Annotated in this window: 18 protein-coding genes and 2 pseudogenes; 4 read left to right on the top strand and 16 right to left on the bottom strand. The window is 62.3% G+C overall.

The window, feature by feature from the left end; genetic code table 11:
• The first annotated feature begins 5 nt into the window (after positions 1-5).
• Positions 6-1,469 carry a glutamate synthase subunit beta gene (locus LOL23_RS07120; RefSeq protein WP_160977065.1) on the top strand — a complete coding sequence of 488 codons (1,464 nt, stop codon included), beginning with the start codon at positions 6-8 and terminating at the stop codon, positions 1,467-1,469.
• Between the two features lie 274 nt (positions 1,470-1,743).
• A complete protein-coding gene (locus LOL23_RS07115) occupies positions 1,744-2,865 on the top strand; it encodes a LacI family DNA-binding transcriptional regulator (protein WP_160977067.1) in 1,122 nt (373 codons plus the stop codon).
• Between the two features lie 2 nt (positions 2,866-2,867).
• Here LOL23_RS07115 and LOL23_RS07110 read toward each other — a convergent pair whose 3' ends face one another.
• From LOL23_RS07110 to LOL23_RS07080, 8 genes and pseudogenes are all read right to left on the bottom strand, one after another.
• Positions 2,868-3,488: a 2-oxo acid dehydrogenase subunit E2 gene (locus LOL23_RS07110; protein ID WP_237173359.1), complete on the bottom strand. Its 621-nt coding sequence runs from the start codon at positions 3,486-3,488 to the stop codon at positions 2,868-2,870.
• 222 nt (positions 3,489-3,710) lie between these two features.
• Positions 3,711-3,884: pseudogene (locus LOL23_RS19065) on the bottom strand (hypothetical protein); the annotation flags it as partial.
• 56 nt (positions 3,885-3,940) lie between these two features.
• Positions 3,941-4,336: pseudogene (locus LOL23_RS07105) on the bottom strand (MFS transporter); the annotation flags it as partial.
• A 59-nt stretch (positions 4,337-4,395) separates the two neighbouring features.
• The gene (locus LOL23_RS07100) at positions 4,396-5,037 is read right to left on the bottom strand and encodes a VOC family protein (protein WP_160977071.1); all 642 of its coding nucleotides are present in this window, start codon (positions 5,035-5,037) and stop codon (positions 4,396-4,398) included.
• Positions 5,038-5,064: 27 nt separating this feature from the next.
• Positions 5,065-5,796, bottom strand: coding sequence for an SDR family NAD(P)-dependent oxidoreductase (locus tag LOL23_RS07095; RefSeq protein WP_160977073.1), 732 nt, complete (start codon positions 5,794-5,796; stop codon positions 5,065-5,067).
• A gap of 50 nt (positions 5,797-5,846) precedes the next feature.
• Positions 5,847-6,899 (bottom strand): ABC transporter substrate-binding protein, encoded by a 1,053-nt coding sequence (locus tag LOL23_RS07090; RefSeq protein WP_237173358.1) that lies wholly within the window; start codon positions 6,897-6,899, stop codon positions 5,847-5,849.
• A 42-nt stretch (positions 6,900-6,941) separates the two neighbouring features.
• Complete coding sequence (locus tag LOL23_RS07085; protein ID WP_160977077.1) at positions 6,942-7,928, bottom strand: ABC transporter permease; 987 nt, start codon at positions 7,926-7,928, stop codon at positions 6,942-6,944.
• Between the two features lie 16 nt (positions 7,929-7,944).
• The gene (locus LOL23_RS07080; protein ID WP_160977079.1) at positions 7,945-8,748 is read right to left on the bottom strand and encodes an ABC transporter ATP-binding protein; all 804 of its coding nucleotides are present in this window, start codon (positions 8,746-8,748) and stop codon (positions 7,945-7,947) included.
• Positions 8,749-9,145: 397 nt separating this feature from the next.
• Between LOL23_RS07080 and LOL23_RS07075 the strand changes: the two genes are divergently transcribed.
• A complete protein-coding gene (locus LOL23_RS07075; protein ID WP_237173357.1) occupies positions 9,146-10,354 on the top strand; it encodes a Fic family protein in 1,209 nt (402 codons plus the stop codon).
• A gap of 26 nt (positions 10,355-10,380) precedes the next feature.
• On the opposite strand, the gene LOL23_RS07070 is transcribed toward LOL23_RS07075, so the two are convergent.
• From LOL23_RS07070 to LOL23_RS07035, 8 genes are all read right to left on the bottom strand, one after another.
• Entirely contained in the window at positions 10,381-11,847 is a 1,467-nt protein-coding gene (locus LOL23_RS07070; RefSeq protein WP_369414100.1) for a PepSY domain-containing protein, read from the bottom strand.
• A gap of 50 nt (positions 11,848-11,897) precedes the next feature.
• Positions 11,898-14,045, bottom strand: coding sequence for a TonB-dependent receptor (locus LOL23_RS07065; RefSeq protein ID WP_439652079.1), 2,148 nt, complete (start codon positions 14,043-14,045; stop codon positions 11,898-11,900).
• Between the two features lie 271 nt (positions 14,046-14,316).
• Positions 14,317-14,667, bottom strand: a complete 351-nt coding sequence (locus tag LOL23_RS07060) for a DUF2946 family protein (RefSeq protein ID WP_237173355.1) — start codon at positions 14,665-14,667, stop codon at positions 14,317-14,319.
• A 97-nt stretch (positions 14,668-14,764) separates the two neighbouring features.
• On the bottom strand, positions 14,765-15,817 hold the full coding sequence (locus tag LOL23_RS07055; protein ID WP_237173354.1) for an acyl-CoA dehydrogenase family protein: 1,053 nt from the start codon (positions 15,815-15,817) through the stop codon (positions 14,765-14,767).
• Between the two features lie 2 nt (positions 15,818-15,819).
• On the bottom strand, positions 15,820-16,998 hold the full coding sequence (locus LOL23_RS07050; RefSeq protein WP_237173353.1) for an acyl-CoA dehydrogenase family protein: 1,179 nt from the start codon (positions 16,996-16,998) through the stop codon (positions 15,820-15,822).
• A 139-nt stretch (positions 16,999-17,137) separates the two neighbouring features.
• Positions 17,138-18,106, bottom strand: coding sequence for a Bug family tripartite tricarboxylate transporter substrate binding protein (locus LOL23_RS07045; protein WP_237173352.1), 969 nt, complete (start codon positions 18,104-18,106; stop codon positions 17,138-17,140).
• A 22-nt stretch (positions 18,107-18,128) separates the two neighbouring features.
• The gene (locus LOL23_RS07040) at positions 18,129-20,402 is read right to left on the bottom strand and encodes an acetate--CoA ligase family protein (protein WP_237173351.1); all 2,274 of its coding nucleotides are present in this window, start codon (positions 20,400-20,402) and stop codon (positions 18,129-18,131) included.
• Entirely contained in the window at positions 20,399-21,202 is an 804-nt protein-coding gene (locus LOL23_RS07035) for an enoyl-CoA hydratase (protein ID WP_160977093.1), read from the bottom strand. The genes LOL23_RS07040 and LOL23_RS07035 overlap by 4 nt, the downstream gene beginning before the upstream one ends.
• Before the next feature lie 211 nt (positions 21,203-21,413).
• Here LOL23_RS07035 and LOL23_RS07030 point away from each other — a divergent pair, with 211 nt between their 5' ends.
• Positions 21,414-22,226 carry an IclR family transcriptional regulator gene (locus LOL23_RS07030; RefSeq protein ID WP_237173350.1) on the top strand — a complete coding sequence of 271 codons (813 nt, stop codon included), beginning with the start codon at positions 21,414-21,416 and terminating at the stop codon, positions 22,224-22,226.
• Positions 22,227-22,235: the final 9 nt, after the last annotated feature.

The raw sequence follows: 22,235 nt of genomic DNA, 5'->3' as shown, positions 1-22,235 counted from the left end.
GAATAATGGGCAAAGTAACTGGATTTCTGGAGTTCCAACGCGTCAAGGAAGCATACGAAGCGCCCGCGGTGCGCTTGAAGCACTGGCGCGAATTCGTGGCACCATTGACGGACGCCGAAGCCAAGAAGCAAGGTGCGCGCTGCATGGACTGCGGCATCCCCTTCTGCAACAACGGCTGCCCGGTGAACAACATCATCCCCGACTGGAACGACCTGGTGTATCGCCAGGAATGGCGTCAGGCGCTGGACGTGCTGCAATCGACCAACAACTTCCCCGAGTTCACAGGCCGCATCTGCCCCGCCCCCTGCGAGGCCGCCTGTACGCTCAACATCAACGATGACGCCGTGGGCATCAAGTCGATTGAGCACGCCATTATCGACAAGGGCTGGCGCGAAGGCTGGGTGACGCCCCAGCCGCCCAGCCGGCGCACGGGCAAGAAGGTTGCGGTGGTGGGCTCGGGCCCTGCAGGCCTTGCCTGCGCGCAACAATTGGCACGCGCGGGCCATTCGGTAACGGTGTACGAAAAGAGCAATCGCATCGGGGGCCTGCTGCGCTATGGCATCCCCGACTTCAAGCTTGAGAAATCTCACATCGACCGGCGCTTGGCGCAGATGGAGGCAGAAGGCGTGGAATTCTGTCCCTCCACGTATATCGGCAACCCGGAAGACGCCCAGGAAGGCCTGACGGTAATTACGCCCAAGGCACTGCGCGAGCAGTACGATGCCATTGTGTTGTCGGGCGGCGCGGAACAGCCGCGCGACCTGCCCGCCCCCGGCCGCGAACTGCACGGCATACACTTCGCCATGGATTTTCTGCGCCAGCAGAACAAAGCCAATAACGGCGACCGCGTCAGCAAACAGATCAATGCGAAAGGCAAGCACGTGATCGTGATCGGCGGCGGCGACACCGGCTCGGACTGCGTGGGCACCAGCAATCGCCAGGGTGCAGCATCAGTCACCCAATTCGAGCTAATGCCCCGCCCGCCCGAGGAAGAGGACAAGCCGCTCACTTGGCCATATTGGCCCGCCAGGCTGCGCACATCTTCGTCGCACGAAGAAGGCTGTGAGCGCGACTGGGCAGTGTCGACCAAATCGTTCGAGGGCAAAGACGGCAAAATCACCAAGCTGATTGCCGCACGCCTGGAATGGACGCGGGACAAAGCAACCGGCCAGATGAAGATGCGGGAAGTGGAAGGTTCGCAGTTTGAGTTGCCCGCGGATCTCGTCTTTCTTGCCATGGGCTTTGTATCCCCCGTACGCACCGTGCTGGACGCCTTCGGCATCGAGGTAGACCCGCGCGGCAACGCACGCGCCAACACCGACGACTACCGCACCAGCGACGACAAGATCTTCGCCGCCGGCGACATGCGGCGCGGCCAATCCCTGGTGGTCTGGGCTATCCGCGAAGGCCGCCAGTGCGCGAAGTCTGTGGACGAATACCTGATGGGGGCGACCACGCTGCCGCGCTGAGCGCCCCACGCGGGATGACACGGCCGCTCCGTCATCAAGGGCGGCATCATGGCAGTGCGCTGTTTGACACGAGGCGCCCCCCGAACGATCGCAAATGCACTGTGCCGCACAGTACGGATGCGCACGGCGGGCACTTGCCGTGTATCCTGCATTTATATAGATTCGCACTGAAGAATGCGGGCCGACAGATCATTTCAGTATCGCGTCGGCGAATGATGTCTGGGACCAAAGCTTGATCGCCGAGGTCCTAGGCCACGAAAGGGCAAGCCGCGAAATGAAAAAACGGGCTACTGACATCACCACAGCCGATACTCCGCCAGGCATGGTGGCGTCGTCCGTGCAGCCCCCCCGCCATGTCCGCATGCGCGATGTCGCAAAAATGGCCGGCGTCGCCGTCACCACAGTCTCCCGCGTATTGACTGAACCACAGCGAGTTTCACCCAAGACCATGAACGCGGTCATGGCGGCCATCGAGACATTGGGTTATCTGCCGAATCGCGCCGCCGGCAGCTTGCGCTCCAATCGCAGCAACATGATTGCCGTGCTTGTGCCCAATATTTCCCACTCGGCATTTGCCGAGACACTGCAGGGCATGGCAGATCGTTTCCGCGATCATGGGTATCAATTGCTGATCGGACACACCGGCTATTCGCTGAAAGAAGAAGAAGACCTGGTCGCCACCTTGCTATCGCGGCGACCCGACGGCATTGTGCTGACCGGCTACACCCATACCGAAACCACCACGCGATTGTTGAAAGCAGCGCAGATCCCGATTGTCGAAATGTGGAACCTCTGCGAAGACCCTCTGGACATGATGGTCGGATACTCCAACTTCGGAGCGGCTCGCACCATGACGCAGCACTTGCTCGAACGAGGCTACCGCCGCATCGGCTACATTGGCGGCCTGGTCATGGACAATGACCGGACACGCCAACGGGAGGCCGGCTTCATGGCGGCGCTGACCGAAGCGGGCATAGAGATCGATCGCGAGCGGATGGAGCGCACGGATTTCGAGTTTGAGGCCGGCGCCATCAGCTTCCGGAAGATCATGCAGCAGCGGCCGGATACCGAAGCCATTTTTGCCAGCAGCGATATCCTGGCGGTAGGCGTCCTGCTCGAATGCGCGAAGCTGGGCTGGCCGGTGCCCGGGCGGCTCGCCGTCGCAGGGTTCGATGACTCGCCGATGGCAAGCCTGATGACGCCCTCACTCACCACCATACGTGTACACAAATACGAGATTGGCGACAAAGTCGCGGAACTGGTTCTGAATCGCCTTGACGGGGAAGCGGCATCGGAGCCCGCCCGCATCATTGACGTAGGGTTTGAGGTAGTGGCGCGCGATAGCGTTGGCCGCCGCCACGATCAGGCCAGCATGGCAAGCGGGCGTTCCAGATAGTGTTACAGCTTTTGCATCCACTTCGCCGCCACTGCTCCGTCCATCGCGCGATGGTCTGCCGACAACGTCACGCCCATCACTGAGGCGGCGACAATCTCGCCCTCTTCCACGACCGGGGCTTGCCGGATCGCACCAACCGCCAGTATGCCCGCCTGCGGAGGATTGATGATGGCGACGAAGTTCTCAATACCGTACATGCCCATGTTGCTGATTGCGAAAGTCCCGCCCTGGAACTCCTCCGGCTTAAATCCGGCTTCACGCGCACGCACGACCAGGCCCGCCATCTCAGCGCTGATTGCCGAAACTGCTTTTGTTTCTGCGCACCGGACGATAGGCGTGATCAGACGGGAATCTGTGGAAACGGCTACGCTGATATCCGCGTGATCGAAATGCAGCATGCCCTCTTCCGTCCAACGGACATTGGCCTGCGGGACATCGCGCAAGGTAAGCGCCACGGCGCGGATGATGAAATCGTTGACGGACAACCGCTCCTGGCCTTCGCGCTGCGTATTGACCTCGGCACGCAGCGCCAGCAGTTTGTCGACGCGGAAGGTCTGCGAAAGGTAGCAATGCGGGACGGTGGCCTTGCTTTCGGACAGCCGACGCGCGATGGTCTTGCGCATGCTGGTGTGCAGGACTGGGCAATGCGCGGGTGCGGGTGGCGCAGTCGGCACAATGCCTGCCCGTGACTGAATGCCTGGCAACGCATCTTGCGCGGGCAATCTGTCAGCCCCCTGGCCCGACTGTGCCGATGGCGCGTGTGCTTCATCAATAACAGGCATACAGCCAGCCCGCTGTACATCTGCCTTGACGATCCGGCCGTTCGACCCGCTTCCGTACAACACTGATAGCGCTATGCCAGCGTCTTTCGCAGTACGCCGGGCGACAGGACTGGCAAAGATTCTGGTCGCAGGCGCGTCCGCGTGGCCGGGTGCCGGCGGGATCCCAAGCGGGGCATTTTTCTCGTTCGCATTCGACGGAACAGCGACAGGAACACCCGTGTCACCCTCATCAGACATAATGGCAATCGGTGTGCCAACTTCGACTTCATCGCCCTGGCCAACCAGGAGCGTGGCGATAGCCCCAGGATCTCAGCCAATGTCCTGTGCAGAACCTCACGAGCGGGCGCGCTGAACTCCGCCTTCGGATCGATGCCGTCAGGTGCCACGTACTGCAAGGCTTTCGCGAGAAATTGATGATGACCTCGATGTGATCCGTTCACGTGGTCGTTCGCGTTTAGCAAAACGATGGAGCCGACCGCTCCGCCCTCCTGTCCGACGCTGGAGTGCGCCGGTCCATGGACCAGTCCTTCGCCAGCCAGTTCCAGGACAGCTTCCTCGAACCCGCGTATCAGATAAAGCTGGGCAAGCATGGTTCCGAGCAGCGTAGGGGAGGCCGACTTCCAGTCCTGGTCATCGGCCCGCAGCTCGACCCAGTCTGCCGCTGACGACAGCGCAATGCGTTTAGCCATCTTCGTTTTCCTGCGGTGAACGTTGCTTGCCGGTGCTTGCCTGTCGATCGCTTCATGCTTCATGATGCGGCGCCTCCTGTCTTTCCGGGCCGTGCCTGCGGGATTGATCCGCTTTCATCGAAGAACTGGATGAACTCGATGACAGCATTCTCTGGCGCGTATGCGTATACCAGTTTTGAGTATCCGGGCCGCAATGATAACGGTTCGGTTGTCGTACGATACCCGGCTTGCATGAGGCGCTGGTGCAGAGCTTCCACATCGGTCACCTCAAACGCCATATGGGTATATCCGTTATCGCACTGGCGTTGCGAGGCGCGGTCGCTGCGGGGACTCATGTACTCGAAGAGCTCCACGCGATATGCACCGAGCCGCAACATGGCCATCCGGGCGGCCGCAGCGGGAAGGTCTGTGACACGGCTGAACGCCTCTCCATCTCGCCGATCTACTACCCACTCGAGCTGCATACCGATGAAACCAGTGAAGAATTGCAAGGCCGCATCGAAATCCTCGACGCACAAGGCTGTGTGATGCGGCCCTGCGACAAGATCGCGTGCGGTCGGTGAGGATGGCGCAGTGGATGCCGGTGTGGATGCCGGGGTCTCATCCGGTGTTGCTGCCGATATGGCCGGCGAGTTCCGGCTCGCGGCCGAAGTCGGCGCCGGGTTTGGTGTCAGCGTAGGAGTAGGAGTCGGTGCATCCATGATCGTGCCGCCTTTCTAGTCGCGGGTTCAACTGTTCACCATGCCGCCATCGACATTGATGATCTGGCCGGTGATATAGCTGGATGCATCGCTGCACAGGAATATCGCCACATTGGCCACCTCTTCCGCCGTGCCCCAGCGCTGAAGCGGTATCTCCCTGCGCAGGCTATCGCCGCGCGACGCAATCACCTGCGCGGGCATGCCGGTATCGATGATTCCCGGCGCAACGCCGTTCACCAGGACGCCCGGCGCCATCTTGCGGGACAATGCACGGACCATTGCGGCGACGCCGCCTTTGGATGCCGAATACGCGAGATGATCCCAGGAACCCCGGCGATAGGCCACGGAAGCGGCCAGCACCAACCGGCCCTGTCCAGGGCCGCTCATCTGCGAGATCGCAGCACTCACAAGGTCGAACACCATGTCAAGATTGACCTTCAGCGTTCGATCCCACACGCTGCGATACTGCTCGCCGAGATCATCCTGCTCGTAGATGCCCGCCATGTGAATCAGGCCATACAGCGGGCCATCGCAAGCCAACGCCTGAGCGCATTTTTCCGGTGAATCAAGATCGCTGCACCGCACCTCGTGCTTTGTGCCTTGCAGCGATCCAACCACCGATTTCAATGCCGCCTCATTCCGGTCTACAAGTACCAGCCGTACACCATGCCGGTCCAGTTGCTGCGCGCAGGCGTGACCTATCCCGCCGCCCGCGCCGGTAATGGCGATAGTGCGGCCAGACCATTCCTCTTGCTTCATTCTTGCTCTCCGAGCGATGCGGGCCGCGCAGGGCCGGCGCGATACCTGCGTTACCGGACGATGGCGTCCTTGCCAAGCTTCATGCACTCGGCATTGATGTGATCCTTGTAAGGCGGCACATAGCCTTCGAGGGATGTTCCCGTCAGATACTGGCTCTGGGCCTTCCACAGGTCTTCGTCCACATACGTCGCTTCAGTGGGCTCATATACGTAGCGGCGATCGTTGTAGACTGTCTGCGCGCCTTCTGGTTTCAAGGCCTGGTACTTCTGCATCACCGCCAGCACTGCGTCCTTGTTTGCCGGGTCCGCGATGAACTGGCGAGCCTCGATCGTGGCCTTGCAGAATGCCAGCGCCGCTTCGGGGTTTTCGCGGACAAACTTTCCGTTGGCCAGCCACAGATCATTGATAAGGTCGCCGAAGGTATTGTCGGGACCGGTATTGACGTTCACCAGGTTCTTGTAGCCGATGCCTGCATCTTTCATCAGCCCATCTTCAGGAATCCATGTCACCAGGTAGTCGACCTGGTTGGTCTTGAATGCCGATAATGCGCTCGCCGCGCCGCCCGTAGGAATGAAGGTGATCTTGCTCGCGTCAACGCCGGCCTGCTGTGCCAGCAACTGGACGAAAATCTGGGTCTGCGCGCCAAGGGCGGTCACCCCGACCCGTTTGCCTTCGAGCTGCTTCAGATTCGCCTTTGCCTGATCGGTGAGGCCTTTGCCAGGATCCTTGATATCTGCGTCTGCGTGGCCGATGATGGAGTAGAAGCTTGTCTCGGCGAACGGCGCTGCGACCACGAGGTCGCGCTTCTGCTTGAGTGCTGGCAGATAAAGCCCGGGGTATCCGGGCCCGAACTGAACCGATCCGCTCGCCAGTGCGGAAGTGATGGCGGGGCCGCTGGTCGCGTTGGCGAACTCGGGCTTCAAGCCATGCTTTTCAAATAGCTTGTGCTCGACCATCACGCCAATCTGGATTGATTCCGAAGAGCCGGTAAAGTAGATGAGCGTCACCGGCGTGAGCTCTTTTGCGGCGACGCCTCCCGCCGCCATGCAAGCCAGCGCCGTTAGCAGGGGCCCCATGAGTTTCTTTGAAAATGTGCAGCGCATGTATGTCTCCTTCGTCTGATAATGACGTCATGCAGGCTGTGATCAGCCCGTTTTTTTCCACGACAACAACCGCTTTTCCACCAGACCTGTAGCCCAGTAAACACTACCGGACACGATACCCATCCAGATGAGAGTCCCGTATACGGCGTCCATGCGGAACTGCGCCGAGTACAGCATGATCAGTTGGCCCAAGCCTGCACGGGATGCAACAATCTCAGAGCTCACCACGCCAAGCAAGGCGTACGTGAATCCCAGCCTCAGGCCGGCAAAAATAGACGGCCAGGCGACCGGCAGGAGCAGTTTCCAGAACATCTGGGATTTATTGAACTTGAGCGCGCCGGCGAGCATCAGGTGATCCTGGTCGACCGACTTGACCCCGGCCCTGCAGTTGTAAAAAAGCACGAAGAAGACCAGCGAAACGCCCACGGCAACCTTGCCTGCCAGGCCCAGGCCCAGAAAGGCGATGAAGATAGGCGCCAGCGCTATGCGGGGCAAGCTGTTGAGCGCCGATGCGTAGGGTTCTATCGCGTTCTCCAGCCGCGGCATGAGCGACACGATGATTCCGCACGCGATGCCCGCCACGCTTCCCAATGCAAAGCTGATGATGGTTGCCTGCATGGTCGACCAGAAATGGCCCCAGAACTGGGGCGACACGACGCTGTCCCCCAGGAATTCGGCCACGGCCCAGGGGCTGCTGAAGTAGTAGGTGAGCCCTTCGTCCCACTTGATGATCAGCGCCCAGATAATCACGCCGACGATGCCGGGGATAAATTGCTCCAGCCGGCGGTTCAGCCCGGGCTGGCGAGGCTTGATCGGAATGGGCGCACCGACTGCCTTGCCCGGGTCTTTGTCGAGCGTCGGTGCGGATCCGCCTGTGCCTCTGGGCGTGTCCGGCGCTTGCGGCCCGGGTGTGAGCCTGTTCATCGCCTGGAACCTGTTCACGGGTAGGGGATTGGTTGTGCGCTCCGGCCTGGTGGCGGTTGTCGAGCTATCCATGTCGCGTAGCGCCACTGTGATTTTTGTCGCCATGATGGCTGCCTCCGGGTCAAACTGCCGCAGCTACTTCGCGCGGATCTGTTCCGTCCGGGCTGGCCACTGAAAGTGCGGCGCGCACACGCTTGAAAATCTCGCCGAACCGCGGGTCGACGATGACGCCTTCGGGGTCGCGCGGCCAGCCGAACGGCATGGGCTCATCGAGCGTGATCTGGCCGTCCGCCAACACGACGATACGGTCGGCCAGCGCGATAGCTTCGGTAAGATCGTGCGTGACGAAGATCACCGTTGATTTGCGCTCATTCCATTGATTCAGGAAATCGCGCTCGAGCCCAAGACGTGTCTGGGCGTCCAGTGCAGCAAACGGCTCATCCATGAGCAGCACGTCTGGGTCAAGCACCCATGTGCGGGCCAGCGCCACGCGCTGCCGCATCCCATGGGAAAGCCCGCCCGGATAATACTGGAGGTACTTTGCTAACCCTACGCGTTCAAGCTCGATCGCTGCCCGCTTTGTCCTTGCAGCTTTTTCAACCCTGTTGATTTCCAGCGGGAGCTCGACGTTGTCGATCACCTTGCGCCACGGGAACAGGCAATCACGCGCGAACATATAGCCCAGATGGGTTTGAGGATCATCTACCGGCCTGCCATGTACGCGGACTGATCCCTCATTTGGCTGGAAGATACCCGCCAACAAGTTGAGGATCGTTGTCTTGCCACAGCCGCTTTTTCCTACCAGCGCGACGAATTCTCCCTCGGCAATATCCAGCGATACGTTATCCAGTACGCGTCTTTCACGATTCGCATCGAACCAGACTGATACGTTATTCAGTTGCACACTGCTTTCTGCCTGCCTCATGGCTTGTCTCCAGAAAGGAGCCTGGTTGACTGGCCGACCAAGGTGCGAGGTCGCCTGTTACCAAGCTATAAGCTACTGATTTTTGTTATTTTTCTGATCGAATGGTGTCGGCTGCGAGTATTGAATCATGCCCACAAGGATACTTCATGGCATCAAATGGTATCGATACCATTTAAACTGGATGATATAGATGAATCGAAGGGCGAGGTAGTAAAAATTGTAAGTCCAGCGTCATTTTGCGGGTTTACCATGACGCCCCGCCCGGATGGATGGACCCTGCTGCAAAAACCGCCTTATCGTGTTAGCGGCTACGCTACGAACCAAGGACTCGGTCGGCCGCCGAGACTGGATCGACTGCGGAATGAGTGATAGAACCGGTCATCAAAGCGGCCAAAATATGGACGATATGATAAAAGACGACGGTGAGCATACTGGCCTTTTCGAGCCCTTGATGATTGCTCAGGGCTCCCCCCGGCGCATTCCCTTGAATGAGCTTGCGCTGAGTCTGGCGGAAAAGTCTGCCGCATTGCGCAGCGCGCTTCCGCCTTCCATCGCCTCCTCGCTGTCAGATCTCGTTCGTTCAATGAACTGCTATTACTCGAACCTGATCGAAGGCCACAACACGCATCCGATCGATATCGAGCGCGCACTAGCCGGCGACTACAGCCAGAATGCGAAGAAGCGCAACCTCCAGCTTGAGGCCAAAGCACATATTGCCGTACAAAAGTGGATTGACGAGGGCGGCATGACACTGCCCGCAACATCGCCGGAAATGCTTCTCGAGATGCACCGCCGATTTTGCGAACTGCTGCCTGACGATCAGCTCTTTGTCGAGAACCCCAAAACAAGCGAACGCTTGGCGAATGTGCCTGGCCAGTTGCGAACGCGCTACGTAGAAGTGGGCCGGCGCGTGCCAATTAGCCCGGGGTCCGTACCGCGTTTACTCGCATGCCTGCACGCCGCTTTTCAGGGCACGGATCGTGTCACGGCGATCCTGGCGGCGGCTTGCGCACATCACAGACTGCTTTGGATCCACCCATTTCTCGATGGCAATGGCCGCGTCGCCCGCCTAATGTCCTATGCCATGCTGCGCAGCACGCTCGATACCCGCGGACTATGGTCAGTGGCACGCGGACTTGCCCGCGCCGAGCAGGCATATAAAAGCCACCTGCAGGCGTGCGATGGCAGCCGCCGCAGCGACCTAGACGGCCGAGGAAATCTCAGCGAAGCAGCGCTTGCAGCATTCACCGAATTTTTCCTGCAAACCTGCATGGATCAAGTAGATTTCATGGCAGCACTCATGGCGCCCGATCGCCTGCACGATCACGTAATGCTTTGGACACGCGAGCAAATCAGCGCGGGAATCCTTCCTGTGCGGTCCGATGTCATCATGGCTGCCCTGCTCTATCGCGGAGAACTGACCCGCCGCGAAGCCAACGAGGCGCTCGGGATGAGCGAACGCGCGTCGCGCCGCATTACTTCGGCCCTGCTCCAGGCCAATGTGATCAAGTCGAACAGCCCGCGCGCGCCGCTGCACTTGGCGCTTTCCGCCAGGTATGCCGAGCGCTGGATGCCGGGCCTGTTTCCAGCCGCGCCAATGGCATGAGCGCCGGATTTAATCCGACGGCATGATTATGTACGCCGCCCGGGCATGGTTGCGCGCAGCCGGCGGATGCCGATCACAGTGCCGGTCGCGGCCACAATGGCGCCCCCGATACTGAGCAGGATGAGGATTGCATCGCGCCACGCACCGCCGCGCAGCAGGATCGGCATGTCCCAGCTGTGCAGCAGGTAGAACAGCCAGCGGCCGGCGCGTTGCGCCACCGACAGGCTGCGCGCCACCTCGCCAGTGCGCAGGTCTATGTAGACACGTGTGCGGCCCGAGTCGCCAAAATCCAGGCGCAGGGCGGGCAGGCCGTATTGCAGGGCGCCGTTCATGGCCTCCGGGTGACGCTGGTAATAATAGGCATCGTAGGCCGGCATTACGCTGTGTGCATGCAACGGGGCATCAAACAGGCGGCGCGCAGCAGGCAGCACGTCGGCGGCGTCAAATTGCACTGCCACGCTCAGGCGACCCTGTACCTGCCTGACGATACGCGTATCCGCGGCGGCGTCATAGGCCAGCACGTAGGGGTCCCCACCCACAGCACGCCATTGCAGTTCCACCGGCGCAAAGCCGGCAGTGCGCAATGCCTCAATGACGCGGGCAGGCTGTGTCAGCCCCCCATCAACCGGCGTCGCCGCAGTGCGATAAGCCTCCTCGTTCGGCCGTTGATCCGCCGAGAACACGCCCATGGGGTTCATCGACATCAGCCCGCTGAAAATCCATGTGCAGACAACGCCGCTGAACAACAGCCCCACCACGTGGTGCCATTTCATCCAGGGTTCGCGGTAGGGAGAGCGAGACCCGGACTTGTAGCGGCCCCGAAAGCGCCAGCGCCACAGGCCCACGCACAGGCCCGACACGGCCAGCAGCGTACACAAGGCGGACAGGGCGATCACGGTCCACGCCCAACCCTGATCAGACGAACCCGAGCGGAGCATATAGAGCCAATGAAGCCAGGCGCCAACGTAGTTCCAACGCTGCTGCGCCACAGGCGCATCCAGCACGACCTCCCCCGTTCGGGACGACACGTAAAGCGAAGCGGGGGCAAGCCCATCGACGTGAACCTTATGCAGCGGCCGATGCACATCCAGCCCGCGCGAATGCGTCCAGCGGTCTACGTCCACCAGGCCAGCGTAGTGGGCTGGCCGCTTCGCAAATGCACGTGCGGACGCCAGCGCCTTCGCGGCGCTGACGGGAGCTTCACGCGGCGCCCCTGTCAGGGCGTCATAGGCGCCCGGCGCGCTGCCTGGCTTGCGCATCACGTAGGCGGGTTTGCCGCCGATCGACGTCAACACCACAGCACCGCCGCCACGCGCCGCGTCAGGCAGGCGGGCCAAGGGCACGCAGCACGCTGCCGGATCCAGCGCCGGCAGCGGTGCCAGCCTTTCCCAGGGCGTGAGCTTGGGATACCCCACATACAGCATCACCACTCCGCTGACGAACCACAGCAGCATCAGCAGGCAGCCCGCAACACCCATCCACCGGTGGAGCAAGTACGTCCACCGCTTTGCCATCGCGCCCATACGCATCACTGGCCCTCCACTCAGAAACGATGGTTGAGCGTGACTTCAAAGCGGCGGCCCGGCCCATACAACCACTGCGTAGGCGTGTAGTAAGCGGTGGTGAAATAGCCCTTGTCGAACACGTTATAGCCGCGCGCCGTAATCGTGGTGCGTTTGCCCGCCTCCCAACGCAAGGCCAGATCCGTAGTGGTGTAGGAAGGCAGCGTCAGCGTATTGGCATTGTCGGCGTAGCGCTTGCCCACATACTGCACGCCACCCATAGCCGTCCACCCCGGCGCAAAGTTCCAGCCCAGCCACAGGTTGGCCAGGCGCTGCGGCACATTGGGCGGCACTTTTCCGCTGCGCGACACCGTAACCGGGGGCGAGCCAGCAGGCTCATTGAAGTCGTCGAACCGCGCACGCAGCATGGCAGCATTGGCCTGAACCGTCCAACCACGCGCAAACTCCATGGCCAGCGACGCTTCGAGCCCGCGTGACGATTGCTCGCCCACTTGCAGACGTTCGCTGGGGTTAAGCGGGTCGCGCGTCAGCAGGTTGTTCTTGACGATATGGTAGGCGGCCAGCGTCCATTCGCCCTTGCCCGCCCAAAAGCCCTGCTTGAGCCCGACTTCGATCTGCCTGCCACGCGCCATGTCGAAACGGCTGTTGGCCGCAGTGAGCATCAGCAGGCTGCTGACCGGGTCCGCCGCTTCGGCGTACTGCGCATAGAGCGATAACTCGGGCTGCAGCTCATACACGGTGCCGATGCGAAAGCCCAGCTCCGAGTAAGACCGATCCAGCGCCTGCTTGCCTGTCAACAGATCGTCGCGCGACACTGTGGCATGGTCGTAGCGCAGGCCGCCCAACACCGACCACTGTGGCGTGAGCTTGAGCCTGTCTTCCATGAAAAGGGCGTACTGGGTGGCTTCATTGCGGTAACGCGGGAGCGTTGGCGCGTCGCTGCGGAAGAACCCCGGCACCGGATCGAAAGGATCGACCGATCCTGAGCTTCCGGCATACGTGTTGTTGGTGTGCTGGAAGCTGCTGCGGTTGACGTCAAAGCCCACCGAGAATGTATTGGGCAGCGAACCCAGCTTGCCGTCGAAGGCTGCATCTGCCGTAAAGCCGGTCTGCTTCTGGTCGTGCCCGATGTCGGTGTTGCTCGAACGGTCGATCAGACCTGTCCCATCGTTGTACACATAGCGTTCGGCGTTGCGCCAGTCGCGCTTGCTGCGCACGTGATACAGCCTGGTGCGCACGGTGGTTGCATCGTTGGGCGTCCAAAGGCCATCCAATTGTGTCCACTGGTCGCGAAACCGGATGGTGCCATCTTCGACGTTGTAGTTCTTGTCCCGCAAGGCGTCGAGTTGTCCGCCATTGACCAGCGGTGTACCAAAGTAAGGCATGGGCTTCTGATAGCCATAGGCATGGCTGAACTTCAGGCTCAAGTCAGGCGTTGCATCGAACTGCAGGGCGCCGGAAAACGTCATGTCACGGGAATCGCCGCGATCCACCCAGTTGTCCGAACGGTTGCCGCTCAGGTCCACGCGGTAGGTCAGGCGGTCGGTGATACCGCCCCCGCTGCCCAGGCCAAAACGGGCGGTATCGTCCGTACCCAGCGTGGCTTGTGCCTCGTTCTCAATGGGGCCATGTGCGGGTTTGCGAGGCACGATATTGACCACGCCGCCTATGGCGCCGTCGCCATAGATAACGGACGCCGGGCCGCGCAGTACCTCAATGCGCTCCACCGACCAGGTATCGAAAGGAAAGGTTACCCCCACCCCGCCGTATTGCCGCAAGCCGTCATACAGCCGCATGACCGAGTTGCTGTCCGTGAACCCGCGCGCTGACAGCGCCGAGCCACCGTTGCCCGGATGGCCCATGGCACTGATGCCGCCGGCCCGCGTAATGGCCTCGGTCACGCTGGCGTCGCCACGCTCCTCCAGCTGCTGGCGGGCGATGATGTCCAGGCTTGCAGGAGTTTCCCGAGGGGTCAGATCAAGGTTGGATCCTGTCGAAACAGGCGTATCCAGCACGCCCGGCTGCCCGCTCTTGATCTCGATGGCAGACAGCACGGCGGGCGATGCAACATCGACACGGCTGCCGTCGGTTTGTTGCGGATGGGCCTGCGCCCACACAGGCGCGACGAATGATGAGACAAGCAGCAAGGCAAGTGCGCGCGGCCGCATAACCAGCGGGCCTATGCGCCATGGGGCAGTGATGCGAAGGACATTCATGAGGTTTTCCTGATGCGATGCGCGAGCACCACGCACTTGCGGCACCATCTTCCATCGCCGGCCAAGGGGCTACGGCAGGATTATTGCGTGGTGATTATGGCCAGCTGCGCAGGCCCGTCGTACTCGTGATAAATCCACAGAAAACGCGCAGCCGCCGCGCAATGCGGCTGGCCACTATTTCTGCGAGGAATCGCAGCCGCCGCCCATGGCGGCCGACTGCGGCTTATGCGAGGAGATCAGGAAAAACAGGCGGCGCGCGTGCCTGCGGCGCGTGCCAACCCTGGGAGTACCAGCCAGGCGCCGATTGCTGCGCCGCCACCCGGATAATGGGCGCCACACCAGCCAGGGGTGCCAGCGGCTTGTTGTCGGGTGTCGTGGAGGGGAAAAAGCAAAGCAGGCAATGGCCCGCGTGCGACATATCATGCGCGTCGCCCGGAGCGCTATCGTAGGCACCATTGTGAAGGCCGTCGGTGGCCGTGCAGATCTCCCCCCATACGGCCCGCGAAGCAGCGCCGCCGCCCTGGCCCGACCCGAAGGCAGGCGCCAGCGCGGAAAACAGGAACGCGAGAAGCACAATGCAGCTCAACCGCCGCCGCATCTCACAACGTAATGACATAGCCGTCAGGGTTACTGGGCAACGGCGAGAATCTTAGCATGCAAGGCTGAGCGCCCTAGCCCAGCGCCCAAAGCCGATCAAGCATGGCGGTTTCGTCGCCGTCGTGGGCCAGGATGGCGCCGAGATGACGTGCGCGCTTCAGGAAGAAGTGGACGGGGCATTCCCAGGTGATACCCATGGCGCCGTGGGTCTGGATGGCCTGGGCGGTGCTGGCGTGGGCCGCCTCGGTGACGAGCAGCACGGCAGTAAGCAAGGCTGCCTCGGCGTCGCGACCAGCAGGGCTGTGCCAACCGGCCTCGTCGAGCAGGCCGCAGGCGTCTTGCAATACCAGCCGGGCGTTGTCCAGCGCCATCCAGTTATCAGCCAGACGATGCTTGACGGCCTGGTTGATGCCGATCGGCTTGCCGAACTGTTCGCGCTCGCGCGCATGCGCGGAGGCCAGCGCAAGGGCCTGCGCCCCCACGCCCAACAACTCGCCCAGGCGCAGCGCCCGACGCAAGCCGCAAAATGCTTGCCATGCGTTTGCCCCGCAGGGTACCTCATGCCGCCAGGCCGGTGCCCCGTCGGCGGGCAGCCCCACAGGAATCAGCGGATCAACGCCATGGCCGTGCGCCTCAGTCGCCACGGCGGTAACTGTCAGCATCCCCTCGGCCCATGATAGATCCAGCGCCGGGATACCTGGCGTCGCAAACTCTGCGAACGGCCGCCCACTGCCCGCTCCGGCGCCCCGCACGATAGCCAGCAGCGCGTCCCCACCCAGCCAGCCGGCCAGCCTGTCGCGCAACGCATCCGCGCCGTCGCACTGCTCCACGCCCCGGTGCAGCAAGGCATTAATGGCCGTGGCATCGGCAACCGGCAAAGGCAGCAGGCGCTTACCCATCTCCTCCGCCATGGACGCCACAACAGGCAGGGGCAGTCCGACGCCGTCGCACTCCTCGGGCACACAGGCCAACGTCCACCCCATCCGGGCGCAGTCCCGCCACAAGGCAGCCGCGTCGGTGGCGTCCAGCGCACCGGTGCGACCGGTCACGGCCAGACCTTCTCCGTCCAGAAACTGCTGGACTGCGTCCACGAGCAAGGAGTGCTCGGCGTTGATCACCTCGTTCATGTTCAGGCCCCCTTGGGCAGGCCAAGAATTTTCTCGGCGATGATATTGCGCTGGATTTCCGATGTACCGGCCAGGATGGTCTCGGCGCGCGACCACAGGTAGGCATGCAGCGTCTGCGCTGTGCCGCCCTGTTGTATTGCGCCGGGCTGGCAAACATCGATGCCCAAGCGCGTGACGGCGAAGTCCAGCATGCGTTGGTGGGCTTCACTCCAGTGCACCTTGGTGGATGACCCCTCGGGCCCAGGCGGCTCGCCGGCGATTGCCTGCCGCAGGGCACGGCGTGTCTTCAGGCCCAGCACGCGGCTGTCGGCGGCCAGGCGCGCCCACTGGCGGCGTACCGCCGCATTGGTGAATGGATCGCTTTGCAACTGCTCGCGCAACTCGGCAAGCTCCTGACGGAAGCGCACCAAGCGCGGCAGAAAATACGTGCCCCGCTCAAAGCTGGCGGCCGCCATGGCGATCTTCCAGCCGTCATTCTCCGCGCCGACAAGACAATCCGCCGGGACGCGGACGTTCTCGAAGAAGACCTCGCAAAATTCCGCCTCGCCAGTAAGCTGGCGGATGGGCTCGACCCGTACGCCGGGCAGGCGCATATCCACCAACAGAAAGCTAAGGCCGCGATGGCGCGGGCGATCCGGGTCTGTGCGGGCCAGCACAAAGCACCAATCGGCACGGTCAGCGAAAGATGTCCAGATTTTATGGCCATTGAGCACGTAGTCGTCGCCATCACGCCGGGCCCGGGTGCGCAAGGCAGCCAGATCCGACCCTGCGCCGGGCTCGGAATAGCCCTGGCACCAGACATTGCTGTTTTTCAGGATTCCGGGCAGGAATTCCCGCTTCTGCGCCTCAGTGCCGAAATGCAATAGCGTGGGCGCGAGAATACCGTGGCCGATTAAATTGACGCCCAGCGGTGCACCGCACAGGGCATGCTCTTCATGGAAGATCGCCTGGCGGGCCAGATCCAACTCATGGCCGCCGTACTGGCGCGGCCAGCCCAGGCCCGCCATGCCATAGCGGCACAATTCATCTTCCCAGGCCCTGCGAAACTTGAGGCAGCGTGGGTCACCATCGCCCGGCCAACCCGAGCGGAAGGCCGCATAATGCGATGTCAGCCAGCCGCGCACGTATGTCCGGAAAGCATCGTGGTCAGAAGGGAATTCGGGGTGTTCTATCGTTGACATACTTCATCCTTGCACAGCTCCTCCAAGCCGGGGTGCCGCGTGGCGGCAGCGCGCGCCACGCAGGCGATGGCCGGCGCAATGGCGGTGCCGCACGCTGGGCCGGCCGGCCCAGCATCAAAGCGTGGAAAGGCGCACGGCCTCAGTCGATGCGGATATTTGCTTCTTTGGCTACCTTGGCCCAGGTCTGGATATCTTTCTTGATGAAAGCGCCAAACGCGGCCGGATCGCTGCCGATGGCATCCAGGCCCAGCGACTCGAATTTCTGCTGCACCTCAGGCTCTTGGATGATTTCGTTTACCGCGGCATAAACCTTGCGCACTACCGCATCTGGGGTGCCGGCTGGCGCCACCAGGCCCAGCCAAGGCATGGCAGAGAAACCAGGGACGGCGGAAGCGATAGGCGGCACATGGGGCACGGACTTGGACGGCTGCTCAGTCGTCACCGCCAGCGCCCGAATGCGGCCATCTTTCACAAAGGGGCCGGACGACGCCCAGGCATCGAACATGATCTGCACACGGCCAGCCACCAGATCGGTAAGCGCCTGCGAGCTGCCTTTGTAAGGGATTTCCTGCATCTGCAAACCGGCCATGCTCTTGAAGAGCTCCGCCTCAAGTTGCGTGGACGTGCCCACACCGACCGAGGCGTAACTCAGCTCGCCGGGCTTGGCGCGGATATACGCAATCAATTCTTCAACTGTCTTGACGGGTAAGGAAGGATGCACTTCAAGCACGTGCACAACGGACGCTACCTGTGTCACAGGCGTGAAGTCTTTGACAGGATCATACGAGACCGTGCTATAGACGCTGGGTGCAATACCCAGCGAGGATGCGGCCAGCAGCAGCGTGTAGCCGTCGGGCTTAGCGCGCGCCACATAATTGGACGCAATAACCGTACCGCCGCCAGGCTTGTTTTCCACCACTACCGGCTGGCCCAGCTTGGCCTCCATGCGCCCCGCCAGCAGCCGCGCCAGCGTATCGGTGGCACCGCCGGCGGAAAACGGCACGACAATGCTGATGGGCTTTTCCGGATAAGCCGCCGCGGCAGGCATCGCCAGCGAAACAGCCAGTGGCGCGGCCACGCACAGACTGGCAAATATATTCTTGAACATCACTGTCTTCTCCTTATATCTATTAGGAATTGTTCGGAGCATGCGCGGCTCGCGCATCTCCGCCGAGGATCAAGGCATCCAGGGCAACCGCGCCCCGCCCCCGCACCCTCGCCAGCAGGGGGTTTACTTCTATTTCGGCGACCGACGCGGGTGCGGCGGCCATGGCGCGGCCCACGGCCTCCACCGCCCGGGCAACGGCGGCAATATCCGCGCGCGGCGCGTTGCGATAGCCATCCAGCAGTGGAAATGCCACCAGACGGCGCAGCAGCGCCTCGGCTTCGCCTGCTTCCAGCGGCAGCAGCGCATGCGCGCTGTCCTGATAAAGCTCGGTCAGCACACCGCCCAGGCCTACAGTGAGCATGGGTCCGAAAACCGGATCGCGGCGTGCGCCCACAATCAGTTCCACCCCCGGCGCCTCCATGGCCTGTACCAGCACACCCTGCACATGTGCGCGCGGCGCCTTTTCGCGCACCGACCGCATGATGTCTTCATAGGCCCGCGCCACCGCTGCCTCATCGGCCAGTTTCAGCGCCACGCCGCCTACCTCGGTTTTGTGCGCAATGTCGGCGCTCAAAACCTTGAGCACCACCGGGAAGCCGGCCGCTCTGGCATGCGCGACGGCTTCCTCTGCGCTGGCGGCAATACGCGCCTGCATGACTGGTACGCCGTGCGCAGCCAGAAAGCCGAGCGCCTGTGCCTCGTTGAGCGGGCCGGCGAGGCCAATGTCAATGTCGAGAGCGAGGCCGGATGCCGTTTTCCCGGGCACGCATGCCTCGTCCACACCCTGCGAGCCGCTCGCCACAGCTGCGGGATCCCTGTTAGAGGCCTCGGTCGCCGCATACGCCGCCGGGCCGCCTTCGGCCGCGCACCCCGACACGCCTTTGGACGCATCGGCATTGCTCTCCAAAGCGGCCGGCATCGCGGCGCGCCGCCGGGCCTGCCAGGACAGAAATGGCCCCAGCGCCGCAACCGCCCGCCCCAGATCGTCGAACACCGCCACGCCCGCTTCACGCAGCGTGTCGCGGCAGGCTGCCCGCCCCGTATCGATGGCGGCAAAGAAGCGCGCATGCGCCCGGGCCACCTCGACAAGGCTGTCCGCCATGCGGTCAAGCATGTAGCCCGGCGCGTAGATAACCACCGCGTCCAGCGCCGGCGACGTGGCCAACGCTTCCAGGACATTGCGTACAAAGCCGGGATTGTTCACCACATTGCCGGTGACATCGACGGGATTACCCACCATGCCGTAGTCGGGAATGCCTTCCCGCAACACTGCCTGCACGTGCGCTGGCAGATCGGGCAACTCAAGCCCGCTCTCGATGAACCGGTCGGCCAAAATGGCACCCAAGGCCCCCGACATGGTGACGACGGCAACACGCCGGCCGGCCTCACGGTGACGCAGCCGGGCCAGCATGGCAAGCTGTGCCATCTGCGCAAAATCGTGCGCCTCGATCACGCCCACCTTCTCGAACACGCTGCGATACACGCGCTGGTCGCCCGCCAGCGCCGAGGTATGCGACTGAACCGCCGCCGCGCCCTTGGACGTGGTACCGGCTTTAAGCGCAATCAGCACCTTGTCATTGCGGGCCAGCCGACGACATGCGTCGACGAAGCGCGGGCCGTTGCGCAATTGCTCCACGTATCCCAGCACCACCTCGGTGTCTTCGTCGTCGGCGAGATACTCCAGGTATTCGGCAAACTCCACACAGGCTTCGTTGCCGGTATTAATGAACTGCGACACCGACAGCCCCAGTTCACGCACCAATGCATACAGGGCCGCGCAAACGTTTCCGCTTTGTGTCAACAGACTGACCGCGCCTCGCCCCTGCTGCATGGGCACCGCATTGAATACCGACGCAAACGCCGTGTGCGCCTGGGTGTTCAGATTGGCCAGGCCCATGCAGTTTGGCCCCGCCACCGCCATGCCCGACGACTGGGCAAACGCTTCGATGCCGGCCTGCAATGCGCGCCCGGCCTCCCCTTCTTCGGCAAAACCTGCCGCATAGACCACTGCGGCACGGATGCCCCGGCTGTGGCAGCGCTGCAGCATCGGCAGGACATCCGGCGCACCGATGGCGAGCACCGCCAGGTCTGGCGTTTGCGGGAGCGATTCCACATCGGGATAGCAGGGCAGCCCAAACACCTCTGTATATTTGGGATTGATGGGATACACATCGCCCTGGTAGCCATAACGGGTCAGCAGTGAAAGGGGCATGCCGCCGATACGGCCCGGGTTGTCACTGGCGCCGATAAAACAGATTGATGCCGGTTCGAGCAGCGGCCGGAGATCCTGCCTCATGCCGTTTCTCCGCGCTTGTTGCGCTGGATCGCCTGAGCCAGCCCTTTGTCGCGCACCGCCTGGAACTCGCTGCTCATGTGCGACAGCTGATGCGTATCGAAGTGCGCCGACAGCGCCGCGCGCAGGCCCTGGACGTCCAGGCTGCGGTTGAGGGACTTCTTCAGAAGCCGCATCCCGAAGGGCGGCGCCTGGGCAATGCGCTGCGCCAGGGCCAACGTGTCGGCATCCAGGCTGTCGACGGGCACCACGCGGTTTACCATGCCGATGCGATGCGCCTCGGCCGCGTCCAGCCGTTCGCCCGTGAACAACATTTCTTTAGCCTTGCGCAGCCCCATCACCCAGGGGTGAATCAGCACCTCGGTGGCCGCGGCGGCCAGCGTATGGCCGACAGGGTCCGAAAAATAAGCGTCGTCGGCGCATACGATGAGATCACACATATTGGCGATCATGAACCCACCCGCCACACAGGCGCCCTGCACCTGGGCAATCGTGGGCTTGGGAAAATCCCAGATGCGCAGGCAGTAGTCGTAATAGCGCAGAGACTCGTACGCCCAACGCTCTTCGACCGTGAAGGACGCACGGCTCGCCTGCGCCTCCTTCAAATCATGCCCGGCCGAAAAGTGGCTGCCCGCCGCCGCGATCACCATCACACGCACCGCATCGTCATCCCGTGCGCGGCTGACCGCATCATCCAGTTCATCAAGCAGGTGCTGGTTCTGCGCATTACGGGCCTGGGGCCTGTTCAGACTGATGCGCCTCACGGGGCCATGGTCTTCCACAATCAACGAGGTATAGGACATTACCGTCTCAATCCAATAAAGGTTGCGTAACTGGTTGCCAGGGATAACTTGCCGGGATGGGCAGCCGGGATTGCGGATAACCCCGCAGCCGGATGCGGCGCGCCGCCTGGCTCAGGGCGGATTAAGCCCTTATATTTCCTACAATACAAACATTTATTGATTTATTTCCCACAATGTGGTTATCTATGCGGGTGCGGACAAAGGAGTGGCAATGGATACGGGCATAGAGGCAGAGACGGGCGGCGGAGCACAACGCGGCACCCAAAGCATTCGCCGGGCGCTGCAGTTGCTGCGGCTACTGGCCGAGCATGACGCCCAGGGCCTGGCGCTGCGGGACATCATGTCCCAGTCGGGGCTCGAACGGTCCACCGCCCACCGCCTGGTCAGTTGCCTGGTCGACGAAAACTTCGCCTCCCGCGATCCGGGCACCCGCCGCTACCACCTGGGCGTGGATGCCATGCAACTGGGTTTTTCGGCCATGCAACGGGCGCCCATCGTCGATGTGCTGCAGCCGCTTACCAAGCGCCTGTGCAGGCTGTCGGGCGATACGGTCTTCCTGGTGGTGCAGCAGGGCGACTACGCGCTATGCCTGTTGCGCGAGCATGGCGATTTCCCCGTTCGCATCTTCACCATCGATGCCGGCGAAAAACGCCTGTTGGGCATCGGAGCAGGCGGGCTGGCCCTGATCGCGCGGTACAGCGACGAAGCCATCGCGCAGATCCACGCACGCCACGAGGCCGACTACCTGAAAGCGGGCTTGCCGCTGCCGATGCTGCTACGCCACGCCAGCGCAGTCCGCGAACGCGGCTACTCGGAAATCATCGACGGCATCACGCCCGGCGTATCAGGTGTGGGCTGCGCGTTCGCTGTCTCGCGCATTGCCACGGCGGCGATCAGCTTCGGCGCCATCAGCCAGCGCCTGGACGCAACGCGGCGCGAAGAAATGGGCCGCTTGCTGGTGCGCGAGTGCCAGGCTTGGGTCTGTAACGAAGGCCACGCGCAAAACGCTACAATGCGAGGTTGATCGTTTACC

The sequence above is a fragment of the Paracandidimonas lactea genome (genome assembly GCF_021653995.1).
Classification (GTDB): domain Bacteria; phylum Pseudomonadota; class Gammaproteobacteria; order Burkholderiales; family Burkholderiaceae_B; genus Allopusillimonas; species Allopusillimonas lactea.
The sequence above is the reverse complement of the archived record's forward strand: the minus strand, read 5'-3'. Positions and strand labels throughout refer to the sequence as shown.